The following is a 13,572-nucleotide window of genomic DNA, read 5'->3' on the forward strand; positions in this document are numbered from 1 at the left end:
GGGAACCATCTCGGTCCTTGGCGCGTTCATCCATCAGTAATGACAGTGGAGGTCACCATGATACGCGCACGCATTTCACTTCTTTCTCTCATCGCTTTCGCGTTCGTCAGCGCCTGCGAAACGATAGAAGGGGCCGGGCAAGATATCCAGAGCACCGGCGATGCGATTTCCGATACCGCCAGAGATGCCGATGATTAATAGTCCTGAGCGGCCCGCAGGGAAACCCCGCGGGCCCTTTTTCTGTTGCGCAACCAGGAGAACCGTAAATGCCAGCCCGATCCGAAGCCCAGCAGAAAGCCGCCGGGGCCGCCCTCGCAGCCAAGCGCGGAGAGACCCGCGTTTCGGATCTGCAAGGAGCCTCGAAAGAGATGTACGAGACGATGACCGAGTCAGAGCTGGAGGACCTCGCTTCAACGTCGCATGACGATTTGCCCGAGCGCAAGGAAACCTGAGCGCGGCTCAGAGCAGCGCGACAAGCCCGCCCGTCACCCCGGTCGCGAGCATCACGCCGATCAACACGAGTAACCCATCCCCCATGAACATGCCCGTTGCCATGATCGCGATGATTGCGCCCAGGATAGACGAGGTGAACGGAATCAATTCCAGCAGCGGCATCATTATCCCGAATATCAGGCAAATCGCCTGCGGCAACCGCGCCAGCGGCGGCGTCACAAGCCCATGCAGGCGCCGTCTGGTGAATGTATCGAGCCATCGCGCGGGCCGGGTGAACCACCGCATCGCCCCGCGCGCACGCTCGGTGCTTATGGTCGCGCGGCGCAGCCATCCCGGCAGCCACAGTCGGGGGCGTTCAAGGATCTGTTGCAGCGACACCGTCGCGATCAGCAATCCGCAAACGCTTGAAAGTCCGGGCACACCGCTCAGAGGAGAGACCAGCGCCAGCGATGGCACGATCAGGAGCGGCGTGTAGCTTGCCACTCCGAGTGCGTCGATCACCTCGCCGACACTTGACACCTCGCCAACAAGCGCGTTGCGCGCCTGTTCGACCACATCACTTGCAGTGCGCGGTTCGGTAGGGGAACGCACATTACTCTCCATTCCAGTCGTGAAAATCTGATAGGTCAACGCGGCACGGGGCACCTCGGTTCCCCGGCCTCCAAATAAGCTGCATGCTGCGGAACTGCGGCCGCAGGACATCGACGAGACCTGCGCGACGCGCCGCCCCTAACACCGACCGCTCGACAAATGACCGGGATGCGTTCCGCCCATTGCGGCCCCGGTTGAAACAGGCCCCCGGAACGTTTCTGAACCTCACCACCGGCGGCAGTCGGCGTGTCATTCGCCGGGGCGCAGGCCTCGTAGGATGCTTGTGCCAATAAAGGCGATGGCGGCGACGCAGACGATGGATGGACCGGCGGGCGTGTCGAACGCATAGGCCGATTGCAGGCCGATCACCGCCGCAGCCCCGCCGATCACCGCCGCCGCCATCGCCATCTGCTCGGGCGTGCGCGACAGGGGGCGGGCGGCAGCGGCGGGGATGATCAGCATGGCGGCGATCAACAGGACGCCCACGACCTTGATTGCCACCGCCACGGTGATCGCCAGCGCCAGTGTCAGGATGAGCTGTTCGCGTCTCGGATCGATGCCGCCGGCATACGCAAGCTCTTCGCTGATGGTCGAGGTCAACAGTGCCGACCAGCGCCAGCCGATCAACCCGACGACCAGCGCCGCGCCGCCCCATATCACCGCCAGATCGCCACGCGACACCGCCAGGATATCGCCGAAGAGATAGGCCATGAGGTCGATGCGGATGCCCGACAGGAAGGACACCGCGACCAGCCCGAACGCGAGGGCAGAATGCGCCAAAACGCCCAGCAGCGTGTCCATCGCGTAACCGCGACCGGTCAGCAGCGTCACGCTCAGCGCCATGGCAAGCGCCACTGCCACCGCCCCGGCGAAGATGGATATCTGAAGCGCCAGCGACAGGGCCACGCCCAGTATCGCGGCATGGGCGGTCGCATCGCCGAAATAGGCCATCCGCCGCCAGACCACGAAACTGCCCAGCGGGGCCGCCGCAAGGGCGACGCCAACGCCTGCCAGTGCGGCACGGGTCATGAAATCATCGAGCATCATTCGGCGGCCTCGGTCTCATTCTCGGATGGCGTGTGGGTGTGACCCTCGCCATGGGTGCAGGTGTCGTCATGGGCGTGGTCATGCTCGTGTCGGTAAAGCGCCAGCGCGCCGCCGGTGCCGGTGCCAAAAAGTGCGCGGTACTCCGGCGCGGCGGACACGATCTCGGGGGTTCCTTCGCAACAGACATGTCCGTTGAGACAGACCACCCGGTCCGAGGCCGCCATCACCACATGCAACTCGTGGCTGATCATCAACACCGCGCATCCAGTTCTCCGGCGCACCTCTTCGACCTGAATATAGAAGGCCGCGGAGCCGGGCTGGTCCAGCCCTTGTGTCGCCTCGTCCAGCAACAGCAGGTCCGGCTCATTGATCAGCGCGCGCGCCAGCAGAACGCGCTGGAATTGACCGCCCGACAGGGCCGACATCTGCCGTTGCCCAAGGCCCGGCACGCCAGCTCGGTCCAGCGCCTGCGCGCAAACCGTGCGCGTGACACCCCCGGGCAGGCGCAGGAAGCGCTCCACCGTGATCGGCAGGGTCGGATCGATATGCAGTTTCTGGGGCACATAGCCGATGCGCAAACCGGGTTTGCGCCTGATCCGCCCGGACGCCGGGCGCACCGCGCCGATAAGCAAGCGCAGCAGCGTGGTCTTGCCGGATCCGTTGGGCCCGACGATGGTGACGATTTCGCCCGGCTCAACCGAAAGGGACACATCGTTCAACACCCGGTTCGCGCCAAAACCGGCGCTGATATTTTCGACCGAAACAAGGCTCATGCGTCAGCCTTGTCGGCGCAAGCGGGGCAGACGCCCTCTGCCTCGACCACTGTCCGTTCTATCGTGAAGCCCGTGGCACGCGCTGCGTCTCCGAGGGCCCCGCGCGCCGGGGATGATTGCGCTTCGGCCACGGACTGGCAACGCCGACAGATCATGAAGGCCGGCGAATGACTTGCCCCGGGATGAGCGCACGCGATGAACGCATTGAGGCGCTCGATCTTGTGCGCGAAGCCGTTTGCGACGAGAAATTCGAGCGCCCGGTAGGCTACGGGGGGTTGCGAGCCGAAACCCGCCTCGCGCAGCCGGTCGAGCATCTCGTAGGCGCCAAGCGCGCGATGCTCCTGCAAGAGGATTTCCAGCGCCTTGCGCCGAACCGGCGTGAAGCGCAGGCCCTCGGTCTGGCAATGTGCCTCGGCCGCCGCGACGGCGGCACTGATGCAACTGGCATGGTCATGTGCCTCGAACCCGATCGGATCGGTCGCTACGTCCTTTCCCGGTCGAGCGGTACTTGTCATGTTATCTCATTTCCTGTATCCGGAGCGTGACGTTATACAATCACATGGAGTCAGATATGTCCAGAATGCTCGTGCCGCTGTCTGTTGCAACCGCGCTGCTTGGTGGCACGGCAATGGCGGATGTGCCACGCGTTGCCGCCGATATCGCGCCGGTGCATTCACTGGTTGCGCGCGTGATGCAGGGGGTGGGCACGCCCTCGCTGATCGTGGCGCCGGGGGCAAGCCCGCATGAGTATAGCCTGCGCCCGTCCGAGGCTGCCGCATTGCAGGAGGCGGATCTGGTGTTCTGGATCGGCCCCGATCTGACACCGTGGCTCGAGGATGCGACCGAAACGCTCGCCGGACATGCAACCGTCACGAAACTGCTCGAGGTCGAGGGCACGCTGGAATTGCCGTTCCGCGGAGGCGCGCTGTTCGAGACGCATGCGCATGGGGAAGAGGATCACGAGGGACACGACGATCATGACCACGGCGAACATGAGGGACACGACGATCACGGGCACGACGATCACGGGCACGACGATCACGGGCACGAAGGCCACGACCATGGCGCGCATGATCCTCACGCCTGGCTCTCGCCCGACAACGGCGCGGTCTGGCTGAACACCATCGCGGCGCGGCTTTCCGCCGCCGACCCGGACAATGCGGGCAACTATTTTGCCAACGCCGCTGCGGGACGCGATGAGCTGGCCGCCTTGAGCACCGAGATAAATGGCATTCTAGATCCGGTGCGCGGGCGCAATTTCATCGTCTTTCACGACGCCTACCAGTATTTCGAACAGGCCTTCGACATCCCCGCGTCGGGTGCAGTATCCATGTCCGACGCGTCGGATCCCAGCCCCTCCCGAATCGCCGAGGTCCAGGCGCGCGTGCGGGAACAAGGTGTGACCTGCGTCCTGTCGGAACCTCAATTCAACCCCGGCATCGTCGCAGCGGTCATGGACGGTTCCGAGGCGCGCACCGGCGTGCTTGACCCGCTAGGGTCCAACCTCCAGCCCGGCCCGGACCTCTATGGAAAGGTGCTTCGCAATCTTGCTACGGCACTGGCGGGCTGTCTCTGATTTGTTGCGCTTGTTGATGTCCTTGAGACTGACCGTCTCGCGCATCAGCGCGGCGACAGCATCGTGGTGGCCCTCGGGGATGACCGAAGGGTCGATATCGGGCCGGGCCGACATGTCCCGAATATGCCCCGAACCGCCTGGAAACACATGCCAATTCACCCGCACGAGTCACTCCGCAGCAGCCGGTCTTCGCGCCTCCCGCGCGCGGACCTTGCACCAATCCAGGCCCGCGAACAGGGCCTCGAACTGCGCCCGGTTCAGCGCCATCACACCGCTCCTGATCGCAGGCAGATAATCAGCCTTGCCCGAACTGTCCGGGAATTACTGAAACGGCTGTCCGGCAGTTAGCGAGATGGTGCCGGTCGGTGCGGATGACATCGGCGCGCCTGACCTTTTCATTCCCAAAAGGGGAAAACACACCGTCTGATAGATCGTCACGAAGAGAACGAGCAGCACACGGCCGTTTTCGAAACCGTAGCGGAAGGCGGCGCGTCGGCAGGCCAACCTCTTCGGCACTCGCAAACGCGACGAACACTATGAAATCATCGAAGCCTGTAGCTGGGGGCCCTATCTGGAACTGTTCGGGCGCGGTCGGCGCGAAAACTGAACGGTCTGGGGCAATCAGGCCGATGCCGATTACAAACCGACCTGGAAGACCTACGGGTACAATTCCGGCATGGCGGCCGAATAGCGCTGCGCGAACTGCTGTAGGACAGCTCAAAAGGGCTTTTCGCGACTCGTCGCGCCCAGCCGGAGCCGATCAGTCCCGCCGCGCTCCACGAGACATATCGGCTATTCAGCTACCGCGGCGCGGCGACCTCCCCCGCACCGTCAGTGATGGGCAAGCTGCTTTACCGGCTCGTTGCCGGGCACATGGCGGCCCGCAGTCCCGTGCGCGCCACAGGGATCACGCCGGATTGCGTGACCGAGGGGTGAGGGCCCCCAAGAGGTGCCCTCACTCTATGGTCGCTCAGGTGATGTCTACCAGTTCGATGGCAAAGGTCAGGTCCTTGCCCGCCAGCGGATGGTTTGCGTCGAGGATCACCTGCTCTTCGGTCACCTCGACCACAGTCACCGGCATCACCTGCCCCTGCGGCGTCTGCACCTGAAGCTGCGTGCCCAGATCGAGTGGAATATCCTCGGGGATCTCGGCGCGCGGCACGGCCTGCTGCGCATTGGGGTCGGGATGGCCATATGCCTGGTCGGCGGATACCTCGACGGTCTTCTTCTCGCCGACCGCCATGCCTTCCATCGCGGCATCGAGGCCGGGGATGATCTGGCCGGAGCCGACTACGAATTCCAGCGGGTCGCGGCCTTCGCTGGAATCGAAGGTCTGACCGTCCGTGAGGGTGCCGGTATAGTGAACGCGAACTGTATCGCCCGATTTGACTTGCGTCATGGCTGTTCCAATCTGTTGTATCTGGGGATTGAGTGAGTTTGCAAGGCCGCGCCGATCGCGCGGGTGCTTGTGTGGCTGCCGCGAATCGTAACCGCGCGGCCCGCAATTTGCAAACCGATCATTGGCCGCTCACTTTGGCGTGTGCGCATGAGGCCTTTTCCCCCCGCCCCGTCCATGCCAGTCTGCGCGCGAAATCACCCGCACCATCACCCAAGAGGGGATACCATGCCGATCACCACCTGCATTTTCGATGCCTATGGCACACTTTTCGACGTAGCCGCTGCCGCGCGCAGCGCCGCAGCCGAGCCGGGGCGCGAGGTCTTCGCCCGCCACTGGCCCGCCATCGCCGAGAAATGGCGGCTCAAGCAGTTGCAATACACCTGGCTGCGCACCGTGATGGGCGAACATGTGGGCTTCTGGCAGATCACGCAGGACGGGCTCGACTGGGCGCTTGAGGCCGAAGGTCTGGGCGATGACGCCGAGTTGCGCGAACGCCTGCTGCAACTTTACTGGGAACTGGCGACCTACCCGGAAGTCCCCGCCATGCTCAAAGCCCTCAAGGAGGCGGGCAAGGATACCGCGATCCTGTCCAACGGCGCGCCCGACATGCTCGACGGGGCGGTGAAATCGGCGGGTATCGGCCCGCTTCTGGATGATGTGCTCTCGGTCGAGAGCGTCGGCATCTTCAAGCCTGCCCGCGTGGTCTATGACCTTGTCGGGCAACGCTTTGGCTGTGCCCCCGAAGAGGTGCTTTTTGTCTCCTCCAACGGCTGGGATGCCTGCGCCGCCGCCGGCTATGGCTTCAACACCGTCTGGGTCAACCGCGCGGGCGACCCGGTGGACCGTCTGCCCGCCGCCCCCGACCGGCAATTGTCGGACCTGTCCGGCATTCCCGACCTGGTGCGGGGCTGATGGCGCGGTTCACCACGTCGGATGGGCTCTCGCTCCATTACACCGATGCAGGCCATGGCCAGCCGGTGCTGTGCCTTGCGGGCCTCACCCGCAACAGCGCCGATTTCGGCTTTCTCACGCCGCATCTCTCGGGCTGCCGGGTGATCTGCATGGATTATCGCGGGCGCGGGCAATCCGATCACGCGGCTGATTTCATGTCCTACAACATCTTGCGCGAGGGGCAGGATGTGGTCGAGCTGCTCGACCTTCTCGGGATCGACCGCGTCACCCTCATCGGCACCTCGCGCGGCGGCCTCATCGCCATGGCCCTCGGCCACACCGCCCATGACCGGCTGGCCGGTGTCGTCCTCAACGATATCGGCCCCGAGGTCACGGCGGAAGGCATCGAACGGATCATGGAGTATGTCGGGCGCGCACCCGACCTGCCCGATCTCGACGCCGCCGGTGGCGCACTCGCCCATGTCAACGCGCGGGCCTTTCACGGCGTGCCACTGGCGCGCTGGCGCGCACAGGCCGAGGCGATGTTCTATGAGAAACCCGGAGGCGGGCTGGGCCTGCGTTATGACGCACGGCTGCGTGACGCGTTGGTCGGTCAGGCGGGCGCCGGCGAGGCCCCGGATCTCTGGCAGCTTTTTGATGCGCTGGACGGCATCCCCCTTGGCGCGATCCGGGGCGCGAATTCCGATCTGCTGAGCGAGAAGACGTTCCAAAAGATGCTGGATCGCCGACCCGACATGATCGCCGCCACCGTCCCGGATCGCGGCCATGTGCCGTTTCTCGATGAGACCCAATCCCTCACCGCAATTCGCACCCTGCTGGACCAGACAAAATGACCGACATCACCATGATCCGGGCCGCGAGCGTCCGGCTTTCTGGGCATGCGCGCCGCACGCCGCTGCTCTCCTCGCCCTTTCTGGATGAGATCGCCGGGCGGCGCGTGTTCATAAAACCCGAATGCCTGCAACATACCGGCAGCTTCAAGTATCGCGGCGCGCGCTCGGCGATCTCGGCGCTCGATCCTGATTTGCGCGCCCATGGCGTGATCGCCTATTCCAGCGGAAATCACGCACAGGGCGTGGCGCTCGCGGCCAGCGAATTCGGCGTGCCTTCGGTCATCATCATGCCGGCGGACGCGCCCCGCATGAAGATCGACAACACGCGCGCGCTCGGGGCCGAGGTGGTGCTCTACGACCGCGCGGGCGAAGATCGCGATGCCATCGGGGCCCGCATCGGCACAGAGCGCCGCCTGACCCTGATCAAACCCTATGACGACCCGCAGGTGATTGCCGGCCAAGGCACCACCGGGCTTGAGATCGCCGAGGATGCGGCCGCGCTTGGCATCGAGACGGCGGATGTGCTGGCCTGCTGCGGTGGCGGCGGCCTCACCTCGGGGATTGCCCTGGCGCTAGAGGCCGACGCGCCCGGCCTGCGCGCACGGCCCTGCGAGCCGGAGGGATTTGACGACGCCGCCCGCTCGCTCAGCGAGGGGCGGATCCTGCGCAACGCGCAGACCGCGACCGGCCTTTGTGACGCCATCGTCACACCGCAACCGGGAGAGATCACCTTTCCCATCATGCACCGTCTTTGCGGTCCTGGCCTCGTGGTGAGCGACGACGAGGCGCTGCACGCCATGGCGCTCGCCTTTTCTCGGCTCAAGCTGGTGGCCGAACCCGGCGGCGCGGTGGCCCTCGCGGCGGCGCTCTTCCGCCCAGACGAGATCGAGGGCGACGCGGTGATCTGCACCATCTCCGGCGGCAATGTCGATGCGGATGTGTTTCAAACGGCCCTCGGCCGGTTTACCTGAAGGAGCCAAGATGCCTTTCACAGAGTTCGATGATGTAACGCTCCATTACCTCGACGAGGGCAATCCGACAGGCCCGCCCCTCGTGCTCGCCCATGCGCTCGGCACCGGCACGCTTTTGTGGGACAACATCCTGCCGCTGCTGCCGCCCGGCCTGCGCGTGGTGCGCTACGACGCGCGCGGCCACGGTCAATCCTCCACCCCGCCTGGCCCCTATTCCATGGGAGCATTGGTGCGCGACGCGGAACGGCTGATGGATCACCTTGGCTTGCGCGATGCGATGTTCGTCGGCCTCTCGATCGGCGGCATGGTCGCACAGGGGCTCGCCGTGAAACGCCCCGATCTGATCCGTGCACTGGTGCTCTCCAACACCGGGGCCAAGATCGCCACGCCCGAGATCTGGGGCGAGCGCATCGCCACCGCCCGCCGCCCCGGCGGGATGGCGGACCTCGCCCGCGGCTCCTGCGAGCGGTGGTTCCCCCGCGCCTATGTCACGGCCGGTCATCACCTGCCGTGGTACGAGCATCTCTGCGCCCACGACCCCGAAGGATACGCCGGGTACGCCGCCGCCATCGCCGGCACCGATTTCTACACGCCCACCTCCGGGCTGCGCATCCCCACCCTGGGCATCGCGGGATCCGAAGACGGCTCCACCCCGCCCGACCTCGTGCGCGAAACCGTCGACCTCGTTCCCGGCTCGCAATTCCGCCTGCTGCGCGGCACCGGCCATGTGCCCCCCGTGGACGCGCCCGCCGATTATGCCGCCTGCCTTGCTGAGTTCATCGCCGCCACAGGACATCTGCGCGCGGTGCCGTCAGGGCCCTGATGTGGAGGACGGCCCTGGAACTGCCGTTGGATCAAAGCACCCGCGCGATACGCGGTCGAAGACCGCCGCGCATCGACGGGCCGCCTCCCCCGCATAATTGCCCTTGAACCCTCAGGCGAATCCCCCTCACCTGTGAAAAACGAGGGGGAAATTCATGCATACCATCAAGGCCGCCGTCTGCCATGACTTCGGCGCACCGCTCACTGTCGAGGACGTCCACCTGCGCCCCGCCGAGGCGGGCGAGGTTTTGGTCGATCTCGACGCGGTGGCGATCTGCCATTCGGACATTTCCTATGCCGATGGCGGCTGGGGCGGATCGCTGCCGGCGGTCTATGGCCACGAGGCGGCGGGCCGCGTGCGCGGCATTGGCGCTGGCGTCACGGGCCTGACAGACGGCGACCCGGTCGTCGTCACCCTCATCCGCGCCTGTGGCCAATGCCCAAGCTGCGGCAGCGGCAGGCCAACCGGATGCGAGACGCCCTATGACGGCGATCACGGGCCGCTGACCATGCCCGATGGTGGCAAGCTGCATCAGGCCATGGCCTGCGGGGCCTTCGCCGAGAAGGTCGTGGTGCATCACAGCCAGGTTGTGAAACTGCCCGAAGGGATCGACATGGCGGCGGCGTCCCTGCTGGCCTGCGGGGTGATCACCGGCGTCGGCGCTGTGGTCAACGCGGCGCATCTGCGCGCAGGCGAGGACGTGGTGGTAATCGGCGCGGGCGGTGTCGGCCTCAACGCCATTCAGGGCGCGCGCATCGCGGGTGCGCGGCGCATCGTGGCGGTCGACATGAGCGACGAGAAACTCGCCATCGCGCGCGAGTTCGGCGCGACCGACGGCGTGCTTGCCACTGAGGAAAAGCCGTGGCGCGCGGCCAAGGCGGCGATGGGCCGCGGGGCCGACGCGGTTTTGGTGACCGTGGGGGTCGCGCGCGCCTATGACGAAGCGCCGCGCTATCTTGCGGGCGGGGGCCGGATGATCATGGTCGGCATGCCCCATACCGGCGCCGAGAGCCGTTACGAGGCCGCCAATTTCGCCGCCATGGGGCAGGCGCTTGTCGGCTCCAAGATGGGCGAGGCGGTGATTCGCCGCGACATCCCGTGGATGGTCGATCTCTACGAACAGGGGCGGCTGAAACTCGACGAGCTGATCTCGGGCCGCTGGCGGCTCGACCAGATCAACGAGGCGATCGCCGACACCAAGAGCGGCTCGGCCAAGCGCAACGTGATCATGCTGCGTTGAGCCCGCGCCGTGCTCAGCCCATGCGCCGCCCCGGTGGCTCGAATGGCAGAAACTCGACCGCCGACTGCTTGACCGGGGCGGGGTAGAGTTTCATCAGGTCGAGCACCTCCTGCGGCAGGCCGACGGAGACTGCGAGACCGAGATCCGTGGCCTCTGCCGGGGTCAGGGCATAGTCATGCGTCCATGTCCCCGAGGTAAGCGTGTCGGCCAGCGCTTCGGCCTTGGCGCGCTCCATGCGCGGGGTCATGATCTCGACCGCGCCGCGCTTGACCTGCGCGGTGGCCTTTTCACTCACATCAGCAAGAACAAGGGCAAGGTCCGAGACATGTTCCACCGGCTTGGCGTCGCGCGCAGCCAGGATAGAGGCCGCCGAGATCCCCATGATCTGCGGGTCGATGGGGCCGAGCATGGAAAACTCGCCCATCACGATCTCATCGGCGGCAAGTGCGATGAGCGTGCCGCCCGACATCGCGTAGATCGGTACGAAGACCGTCACCTTGGCAGGATGCGCCTCGACCGCGCGGGCGATCTGCATGGCGGCAAGCACGAGGCCGCCGGGGGTGTGCAACACCAGGTCGATGGGCATGTCGCGCGGCGTGGACTTGATCGCGGAAATGATGGATTGCGCATCCTCCAGCCCGATCATGCTGGACATGCTGAATCCGAAGAGGCTGCGTTTTTCCTGCCGGTGGATCATGGTGATGACCCGGCTGCAGCGGCGCTTCTCGATGCTGCGGATGGCCTGTACGCGACGCAGGGCGTACATTCGACCGGTCAGGACCGGTTGCAGGACCAACGCCAGAAAGACGAGGAAGATGAGGGTGGAGAAATTGACTTCCATTCTGCCCGCGCTCTTTCCATGATATATAGTGATGATGCAGTGTCGCAGGGCTTGATGCGGATGTGAATTGAAAAAGCTCCCGCGATGCGGCAAACATCACGGGCATGACTGCCCCGCAAGCGGGCAGCGCGAATAACGCGAGAGGCACGGGCAATGAAACAGATCATGATGCTTGGCGTGATCCTGAGCCTTTCGGGCTGCGGCGGCGTCAACCGGTTTGACGGAGACACACGCGGGGCGAGGCCGATGGCCTCGGGGCCGCTGTCGGATGCCTGCCTGCAATCGGACCGCAAGGCGCGCTCAAGGGCGCTCTGCGGCTGCATTCAGGCGGTGGCCAACGACACGCTGAGCGGGCGCGATCAACGCCGCGCCGTGGGCTTTTACAGCGATCCGCATTCCGCGCAGGAAATCCGGCAGTCCAACCGCTCGGGCGACGAGCGCTTCTGGAGCGCCTATATCGCCTATGCAGAGAAGGCAGAGCGGATCTGCCGCTGACCGACTCACGCCTTGAGCCGGTAGCCGCGCGCCAGCATCTGCCACGCCAGCAAGCAAACCGCGAGGGTCGCGCCCGCACCGACAGCGAGGCCCAGCATCGGCGCGCTGTCCGAGACTCCGATCACCCCGAAGCGCACCCCGTCGATCAGGTAGAAGACAGGGTTGAAATGCGTGATCGAATAGAGCGCGGGCGGCAGCGCCTCGACCGAGTAGAAGGTGCCCGACAGGAAGGCCAGCGGTGTGACCACGAAATTGGTGATCGCCGCCATCTGGTCGAACTTGTTGGCGAATATCCCCGCGACGATGCCAACAGCGCTCATGAACGTGGCCCCCAGAAGCACGAAGAGAATCGCCCAGAGCGGATGCGCGGGCACAATCCCGAGCACTGCGAACAGCCCCGCGCAGATCGCCAGCGCCACGAACACACCGCGCCCGATGCCCCCCGCAAGATAGCCCAGCACCAGCTCGCCGCCCGACAGGGGGGGCATCAGCGTGTCGACGATATTGCCCTGCACCTTGGAGATTACGATCGACGAAGAGGTATTGGCAAAGGCGTTCTGGATCACCGTCATCATCAGGATGCCCGGAGCAATGAAGGTGGTGAAATCCACGCCCATCACATCGCCCCGGCGTGGTCCGATGGCGATGGAGAAGATCACCATGAACAGGCCCGCCGTGATCAGCGGCGCCAGCAGCGTCTGCGTCCAGACCGAGAGGAAGCGGCGGTTCTCGCGCTCGGCCAGCGTCAGCAGGCCCAGCCAGTTGACACGTCCGAAACGACGGGTGCCCATCTGGGCCTGGCCCGGGGCGGCTGTCTCTGTGGCGTGGTCTCTCATGACGGCTCCCTTGGTTGTGTTTTTCGTCCAAACCGTCGCAGGACGGGCGGCGCGGTCGATTCGATGCCTTGTAACTCACACACCAGTGATTAGAATAGGGCCTCGATCCGAATGACAAGGCGGCGGGCCAGTGGCCGGGCCGCCTTTTGATGCCGTTAGATGCAAGACCTGATGCAAGGAAGCCCCGATGTCGTGGAATGACGAACGCGTAGAGCTGTTGAAAAAGATGTGGGGCGAGGGGCAATCCGCCAGCCAGATCGCCAAGGAGCTGGGCGGCGTGACGCGTAACGCGGTGATCGGCAAGGTGCATCGCCTCGGCCTGTCCAACCGCAACGGCTCCGGGGCGGCCTCGGCAGCGAGCGAGGCCAAGACCGCACCCGCCGCCGAGGCCAAGCCCGCGCCGAAGCCAACCCCCAAGCCCGCGCCGAAGCCAGCCCCCAAGCCCGAGGCCCCGGCAGAGGCGGCACCGGCGCCGGTCTCGCGGATCAAGGCGATCATCCCGGCAGGCCAGCCGCTGCCGCCGCAGCCCTCGGCCAACGAGATCGACCCCGAGGCGCTCGCCAAGGTGAGCGAGATCGAGAAGAAGGCCAAGCGGCTGACCCTGATGGAGCTGACCGAGCGCACCTGCAAATGGCCGGTGGGCGATCCCGCGACCGACGATTTCTGGTTCTGCGGCCTGCCCGTGCAAGCCGGCAAGCCCTATTGCGAGGCGCATGTGGGTGTTGCGTTCCAACCGATGTCGAACCGCCGCGACCGCAAGAGGTAAGCGCGGCACGCAGGCG

General features: G+C 65.4%; 17 protein-coding genes and 1 pseudogene. 11 read left to right on the forward strand and 7 right to left on the reverse strand.

What is annotated here, in order from left to right:
- Nucleotides 1-57 precede the first annotated feature (57 nt).
- On the forward strand, nt 58-198 hold the full coding sequence (locus BHD06_RS10990) for an entericidin A/B family lipoprotein (protein ID WP_080457070.1): 141 nt from the start codon (nt 58-60) through the stop codon (nt 196-198).
- 68 nt (nt 199-266) lie between these two features.
- A complete protein-coding gene (locus tag BHD06_RS10995; RefSeq protein ID WP_080457071.1) occupies nt 267-452 on the forward strand; it encodes a DUF3008 family protein in 186 nt (61 codons plus the stop codon).
- Between the two features lie 7 nt (nt 453-459).
- On the opposite strand, the gene BHD06_RS11000 is transcribed toward BHD06_RS10995, so the two are convergent.
- The 4 genes from BHD06_RS11000 to BHD06_RS11015 form a co-directional block, all read right to left on the reverse strand.
- Complete coding sequence (locus BHD06_RS11000; RefSeq protein WP_254892389.1) at nt 460-1,044, reverse strand: exopolysaccharide biosynthesis protein; 585 nt, start codon at nt 1,042-1,044, stop codon at nt 460-462.
- Nucleotides 1,045-1,293: 249 nt separating this feature from the next.
- Nucleotides 1,294-2,088 (reverse strand): metal ABC transporter permease, encoded by a 795-nt coding sequence (locus BHD06_RS11005; RefSeq protein ID WP_080457205.1) that lies wholly within the window; start codon nt 2,086-2,088, stop codon nt 1,294-1,296.
- Nucleotides 2,088-2,864: a zinc ABC transporter ATP-binding protein ZnuC gene (znuC, locus tag BHD06_RS11010; RefSeq protein ID WP_080457073.1), complete on the reverse strand. Its 777-nt coding sequence runs from the start codon at nt 2,862-2,864 to the stop codon at nt 2,088-2,090. Before znuC ends, BHD06_RS11005 begins: the two co-directional genes overlap by 1 nt.
- The gene (locus BHD06_RS11015; protein ID WP_080457074.1) at nt 2,861-3,379 is read right to left on the reverse strand and encodes a Fur family transcriptional regulator; all 519 of its coding nucleotides are present in this window, start codon (nt 3,377-3,379) and stop codon (nt 2,861-2,863) included. Before BHD06_RS11015 ends, znuC begins: the two co-directional genes overlap by 4 nt.
- A 56-nt stretch (nt 3,380-3,435) precedes the next feature.
- Here BHD06_RS11015 and BHD06_RS11020 point away from each other — a divergent pair, with 56 nt between their 5' ends.
- Both BHD06_RS11020 and BHD06_RS24275 read left to right on the forward strand, forming a co-directional pair.
- Nucleotides 3,436-4,440, forward strand: a complete 1,005-nt coding sequence (locus tag BHD06_RS11020) for a zinc ABC transporter substrate-binding protein (RefSeq protein ID WP_080457075.1) — start codon at nt 3,436-3,438, stop codon at nt 4,438-4,440.
- A gap of 490 nt (nt 4,441-4,930) precedes the next feature.
- Nucleotides 4,931-5,131, forward strand: a pseudogene (locus BHD06_RS24275) (S-adenosylmethionine-binding protein); the annotation flags it as partial.
- Between the two features lie 279 nt (nt 5,132-5,410).
- Here the strand turns inward: BHD06_RS24275 and BHD06_RS11030 are convergent.
- A complete protein-coding gene (locus BHD06_RS11030; protein WP_080457076.1) occupies nt 5,411-5,839 on the reverse strand; it encodes a peptidylprolyl isomerase in 429 nt (142 codons plus the stop codon).
- A gap of 225 nt (nt 5,840-6,064) precedes the next feature.
- Here BHD06_RS11030 and BHD06_RS11035 point away from each other — a divergent pair, with 225 nt between their 5' ends.
- The 5 genes from BHD06_RS11035 to BHD06_RS11055 all read left to right on the forward strand — a co-directional run bounded on the left by BHD06_RS11035 (nt 6,065) and on the right by BHD06_RS11055 (nt 10,618).
- On the forward strand, nt 6,065-6,751 hold the full coding sequence (locus BHD06_RS11035) for a haloacid dehalogenase type II (RefSeq protein WP_080457077.1): 687 nt from the start codon (nt 6,065-6,067) through the stop codon (nt 6,749-6,751).
- On the forward strand, nt 6,751-7,584 hold the full coding sequence (locus BHD06_RS11040; protein WP_080457078.1) for an alpha/beta fold hydrolase: 834 nt from the start codon (nt 6,751-6,753) through the stop codon (nt 7,582-7,584). Before BHD06_RS11035 ends, BHD06_RS11040 begins: the two co-directional genes overlap by 1 nt.
- Nucleotides 7,581-8,555 carry a threonine/serine dehydratase gene (locus BHD06_RS11045; RefSeq protein WP_080457079.1) on the forward strand — a complete coding sequence of 325 codons (975 nt, stop codon included), beginning with the start codon at nt 7,581-7,583 and terminating at the stop codon, nt 8,553-8,555. The genes BHD06_RS11040 and BHD06_RS11045 overlap by 4 nt, the downstream gene beginning before the upstream one ends.
- Nucleotides 8,556-8,565: 10 nt before the next feature.
- A complete protein-coding gene (pcaD, locus tag BHD06_RS11050; RefSeq protein ID WP_080457080.1) occupies nt 8,566-9,378 on the forward strand; it encodes a 3-oxoadipate enol-lactonase in 813 nt (270 codons plus the stop codon).
- A gap of 154 nt (nt 9,379-9,532) precedes the next feature.
- Complete coding sequence (locus BHD06_RS11055) at nt 9,533-10,618, forward strand: zinc-binding dehydrogenase (RefSeq protein WP_080457081.1); 1,086 nt, start codon at nt 9,533-9,535, stop codon at nt 10,616-10,618.
- 13 nt (nt 10,619-10,631) lie between these two features.
- Here the strand turns inward: BHD06_RS11055 and BHD06_RS11060 are convergent, their stop codons facing one another.
- Entirely contained in the window at nt 10,632-11,459 is an 828-nt protein-coding gene (locus tag BHD06_RS11060) for an ATP-dependent Clp protease proteolytic subunit (protein ID WP_080457082.1), read from the reverse strand.
- Nucleotides 11,460-11,612: 153 nt separating this feature from the next.
- Here BHD06_RS11060 and BHD06_RS11065 point away from each other — a divergent pair, with 153 nt between their 5' ends.
- Nucleotides 11,613-11,954, forward strand: a complete 342-nt coding sequence (locus BHD06_RS11065; RefSeq protein WP_080457083.1) for a hypothetical protein — start codon at nt 11,613-11,615, stop codon at nt 11,952-11,954.
- A 5-nt stretch (nt 11,955-11,959) separates the two neighbouring features.
- On the opposite strand, the gene BHD06_RS11070 is transcribed toward BHD06_RS11065, so the two are convergent.
- Nucleotides 11,960-12,790: an ABC transporter permease gene (locus tag BHD06_RS11070; RefSeq protein ID WP_080457084.1), complete on the reverse strand. Its 831-nt coding sequence runs from the start codon at nt 12,788-12,790 to the stop codon at nt 11,960-11,962.
- Between the two features lie 187 nt (nt 12,791-12,977).
- Here BHD06_RS11070 and BHD06_RS11075 point away from each other — a divergent pair, with 187 nt between their 5' ends.
- The gene (locus BHD06_RS11075; RefSeq protein WP_080457085.1) at nt 12,978-13,556 is read left to right on the forward strand and encodes a GcrA family cell cycle regulator; all 579 of its coding nucleotides are present in this window, start codon (nt 12,978-12,980) and stop codon (nt 13,554-13,556) included.
- The last annotated feature ends 16 nt before the right edge of the window (nt 13,557-13,572 follow it).

The organism is Roseovarius sp. A-2, from assembly GCF_002072155.1.
GTDB lineage: Bacteria > Pseudomonadota > Alphaproteobacteria > Rhodobacterales > Rhodobacteraceae > Roseovarius.

Excerpts from the sequence above, each read along its gene's own strand:
- BHD06_RS10990 (WP_080457070.1), top strand. The coding sequence starts at position 58 with ATGATACGCGCACGCATTTCACTTCTTTCTCTCATCGCTTTCGCGTTC.
- BHD06_RS10995 (WP_080457071.1), top strand. The coding sequence starts at position 267 with ATGCCAGCCCGATCCGAAGCCCAGCAGAAAGCCGCCGGGGCCGCCCTC.
- BHD06_RS11005 (WP_080457205.1), bottom strand. The coding sequence starts at position 2,088 with ATGCTCGATGATTTCATGACCCGTGCCGCACTGGCAGGCGTTGGCGTC.
- znuC (WP_080457073.1), bottom strand. The coding sequence starts at position 2,864 with ATGAGCCTTGTTTCGGTCGAAAATATCAGCGCCGGTTTTGGCGCGAAC.
- BHD06_RS11015 (WP_080457074.1), bottom strand. The coding sequence starts at position 3,379 with ATGACAAGTACCGCTCGACCGGGAAAGGACGTAGCGACCGATCCGATC.
- BHD06_RS11020 (WP_080457075.1), top strand. The coding sequence starts at position 3,436 with ATGTCCAGAATGCTCGTGCCGCTGTCTGTTGCAACCGCGCTGCTTGGT.
- BHD06_RS11030 (WP_080457076.1), bottom strand. The coding sequence starts at position 5,839 with ATGACGCAAGTCAAATCGGGCGATACAGTTCGCGTTCACTATACCGGC.
- BHD06_RS11035 (WP_080457077.1), top strand. The coding sequence starts at position 6,065 with ATGCCGATCACCACCTGCATTTTCGATGCCTATGGCACACTTTTCGAC.
- BHD06_RS11040 (WP_080457078.1), top strand. The coding sequence starts at position 6,751 with ATGGCGCGGTTCACCACGTCGGATGGGCTCTCGCTCCATTACACCGAT.
- BHD06_RS11045 (WP_080457079.1), top strand. The coding sequence starts at position 7,581 with ATGACCGACATCACCATGATCCGGGCCGCGAGCGTCCGGCTTTCTGGG.
- pcaD (WP_080457080.1), top strand. The coding sequence starts at position 8,566 with ATGCCTTTCACAGAGTTCGATGATGTAACGCTCCATTACCTCGACGAG.
- BHD06_RS11055 (WP_080457081.1), top strand. The coding sequence starts at position 9,533 with ATGCATACCATCAAGGCCGCCGTCTGCCATGACTTCGGCGCACCGCTC.
- BHD06_RS11060 (WP_080457082.1), bottom strand. The coding sequence starts at position 11,459 with ATGGAAGTCAATTTCTCCACCCTCATCTTCCTCGTCTTTCTGGCGTTG.
- BHD06_RS11065 (WP_080457083.1), top strand. The coding sequence starts at position 11,613 with ATGAAACAGATCATGATGCTTGGCGTGATCCTGAGCCTTTCGGGCTGC.
- BHD06_RS11070 (WP_080457084.1), bottom strand. The coding sequence starts at position 12,790 with ATGAGAGACCACGCCACAGAGACAGCCGCCCCGGGCCAGGCCCAGATG.
- BHD06_RS11075 (WP_080457085.1), top strand. The coding sequence starts at position 12,978 with ATGTCGTGGAATGACGAACGCGTAGAGCTGTTGAAAAAGATGTGGGGC.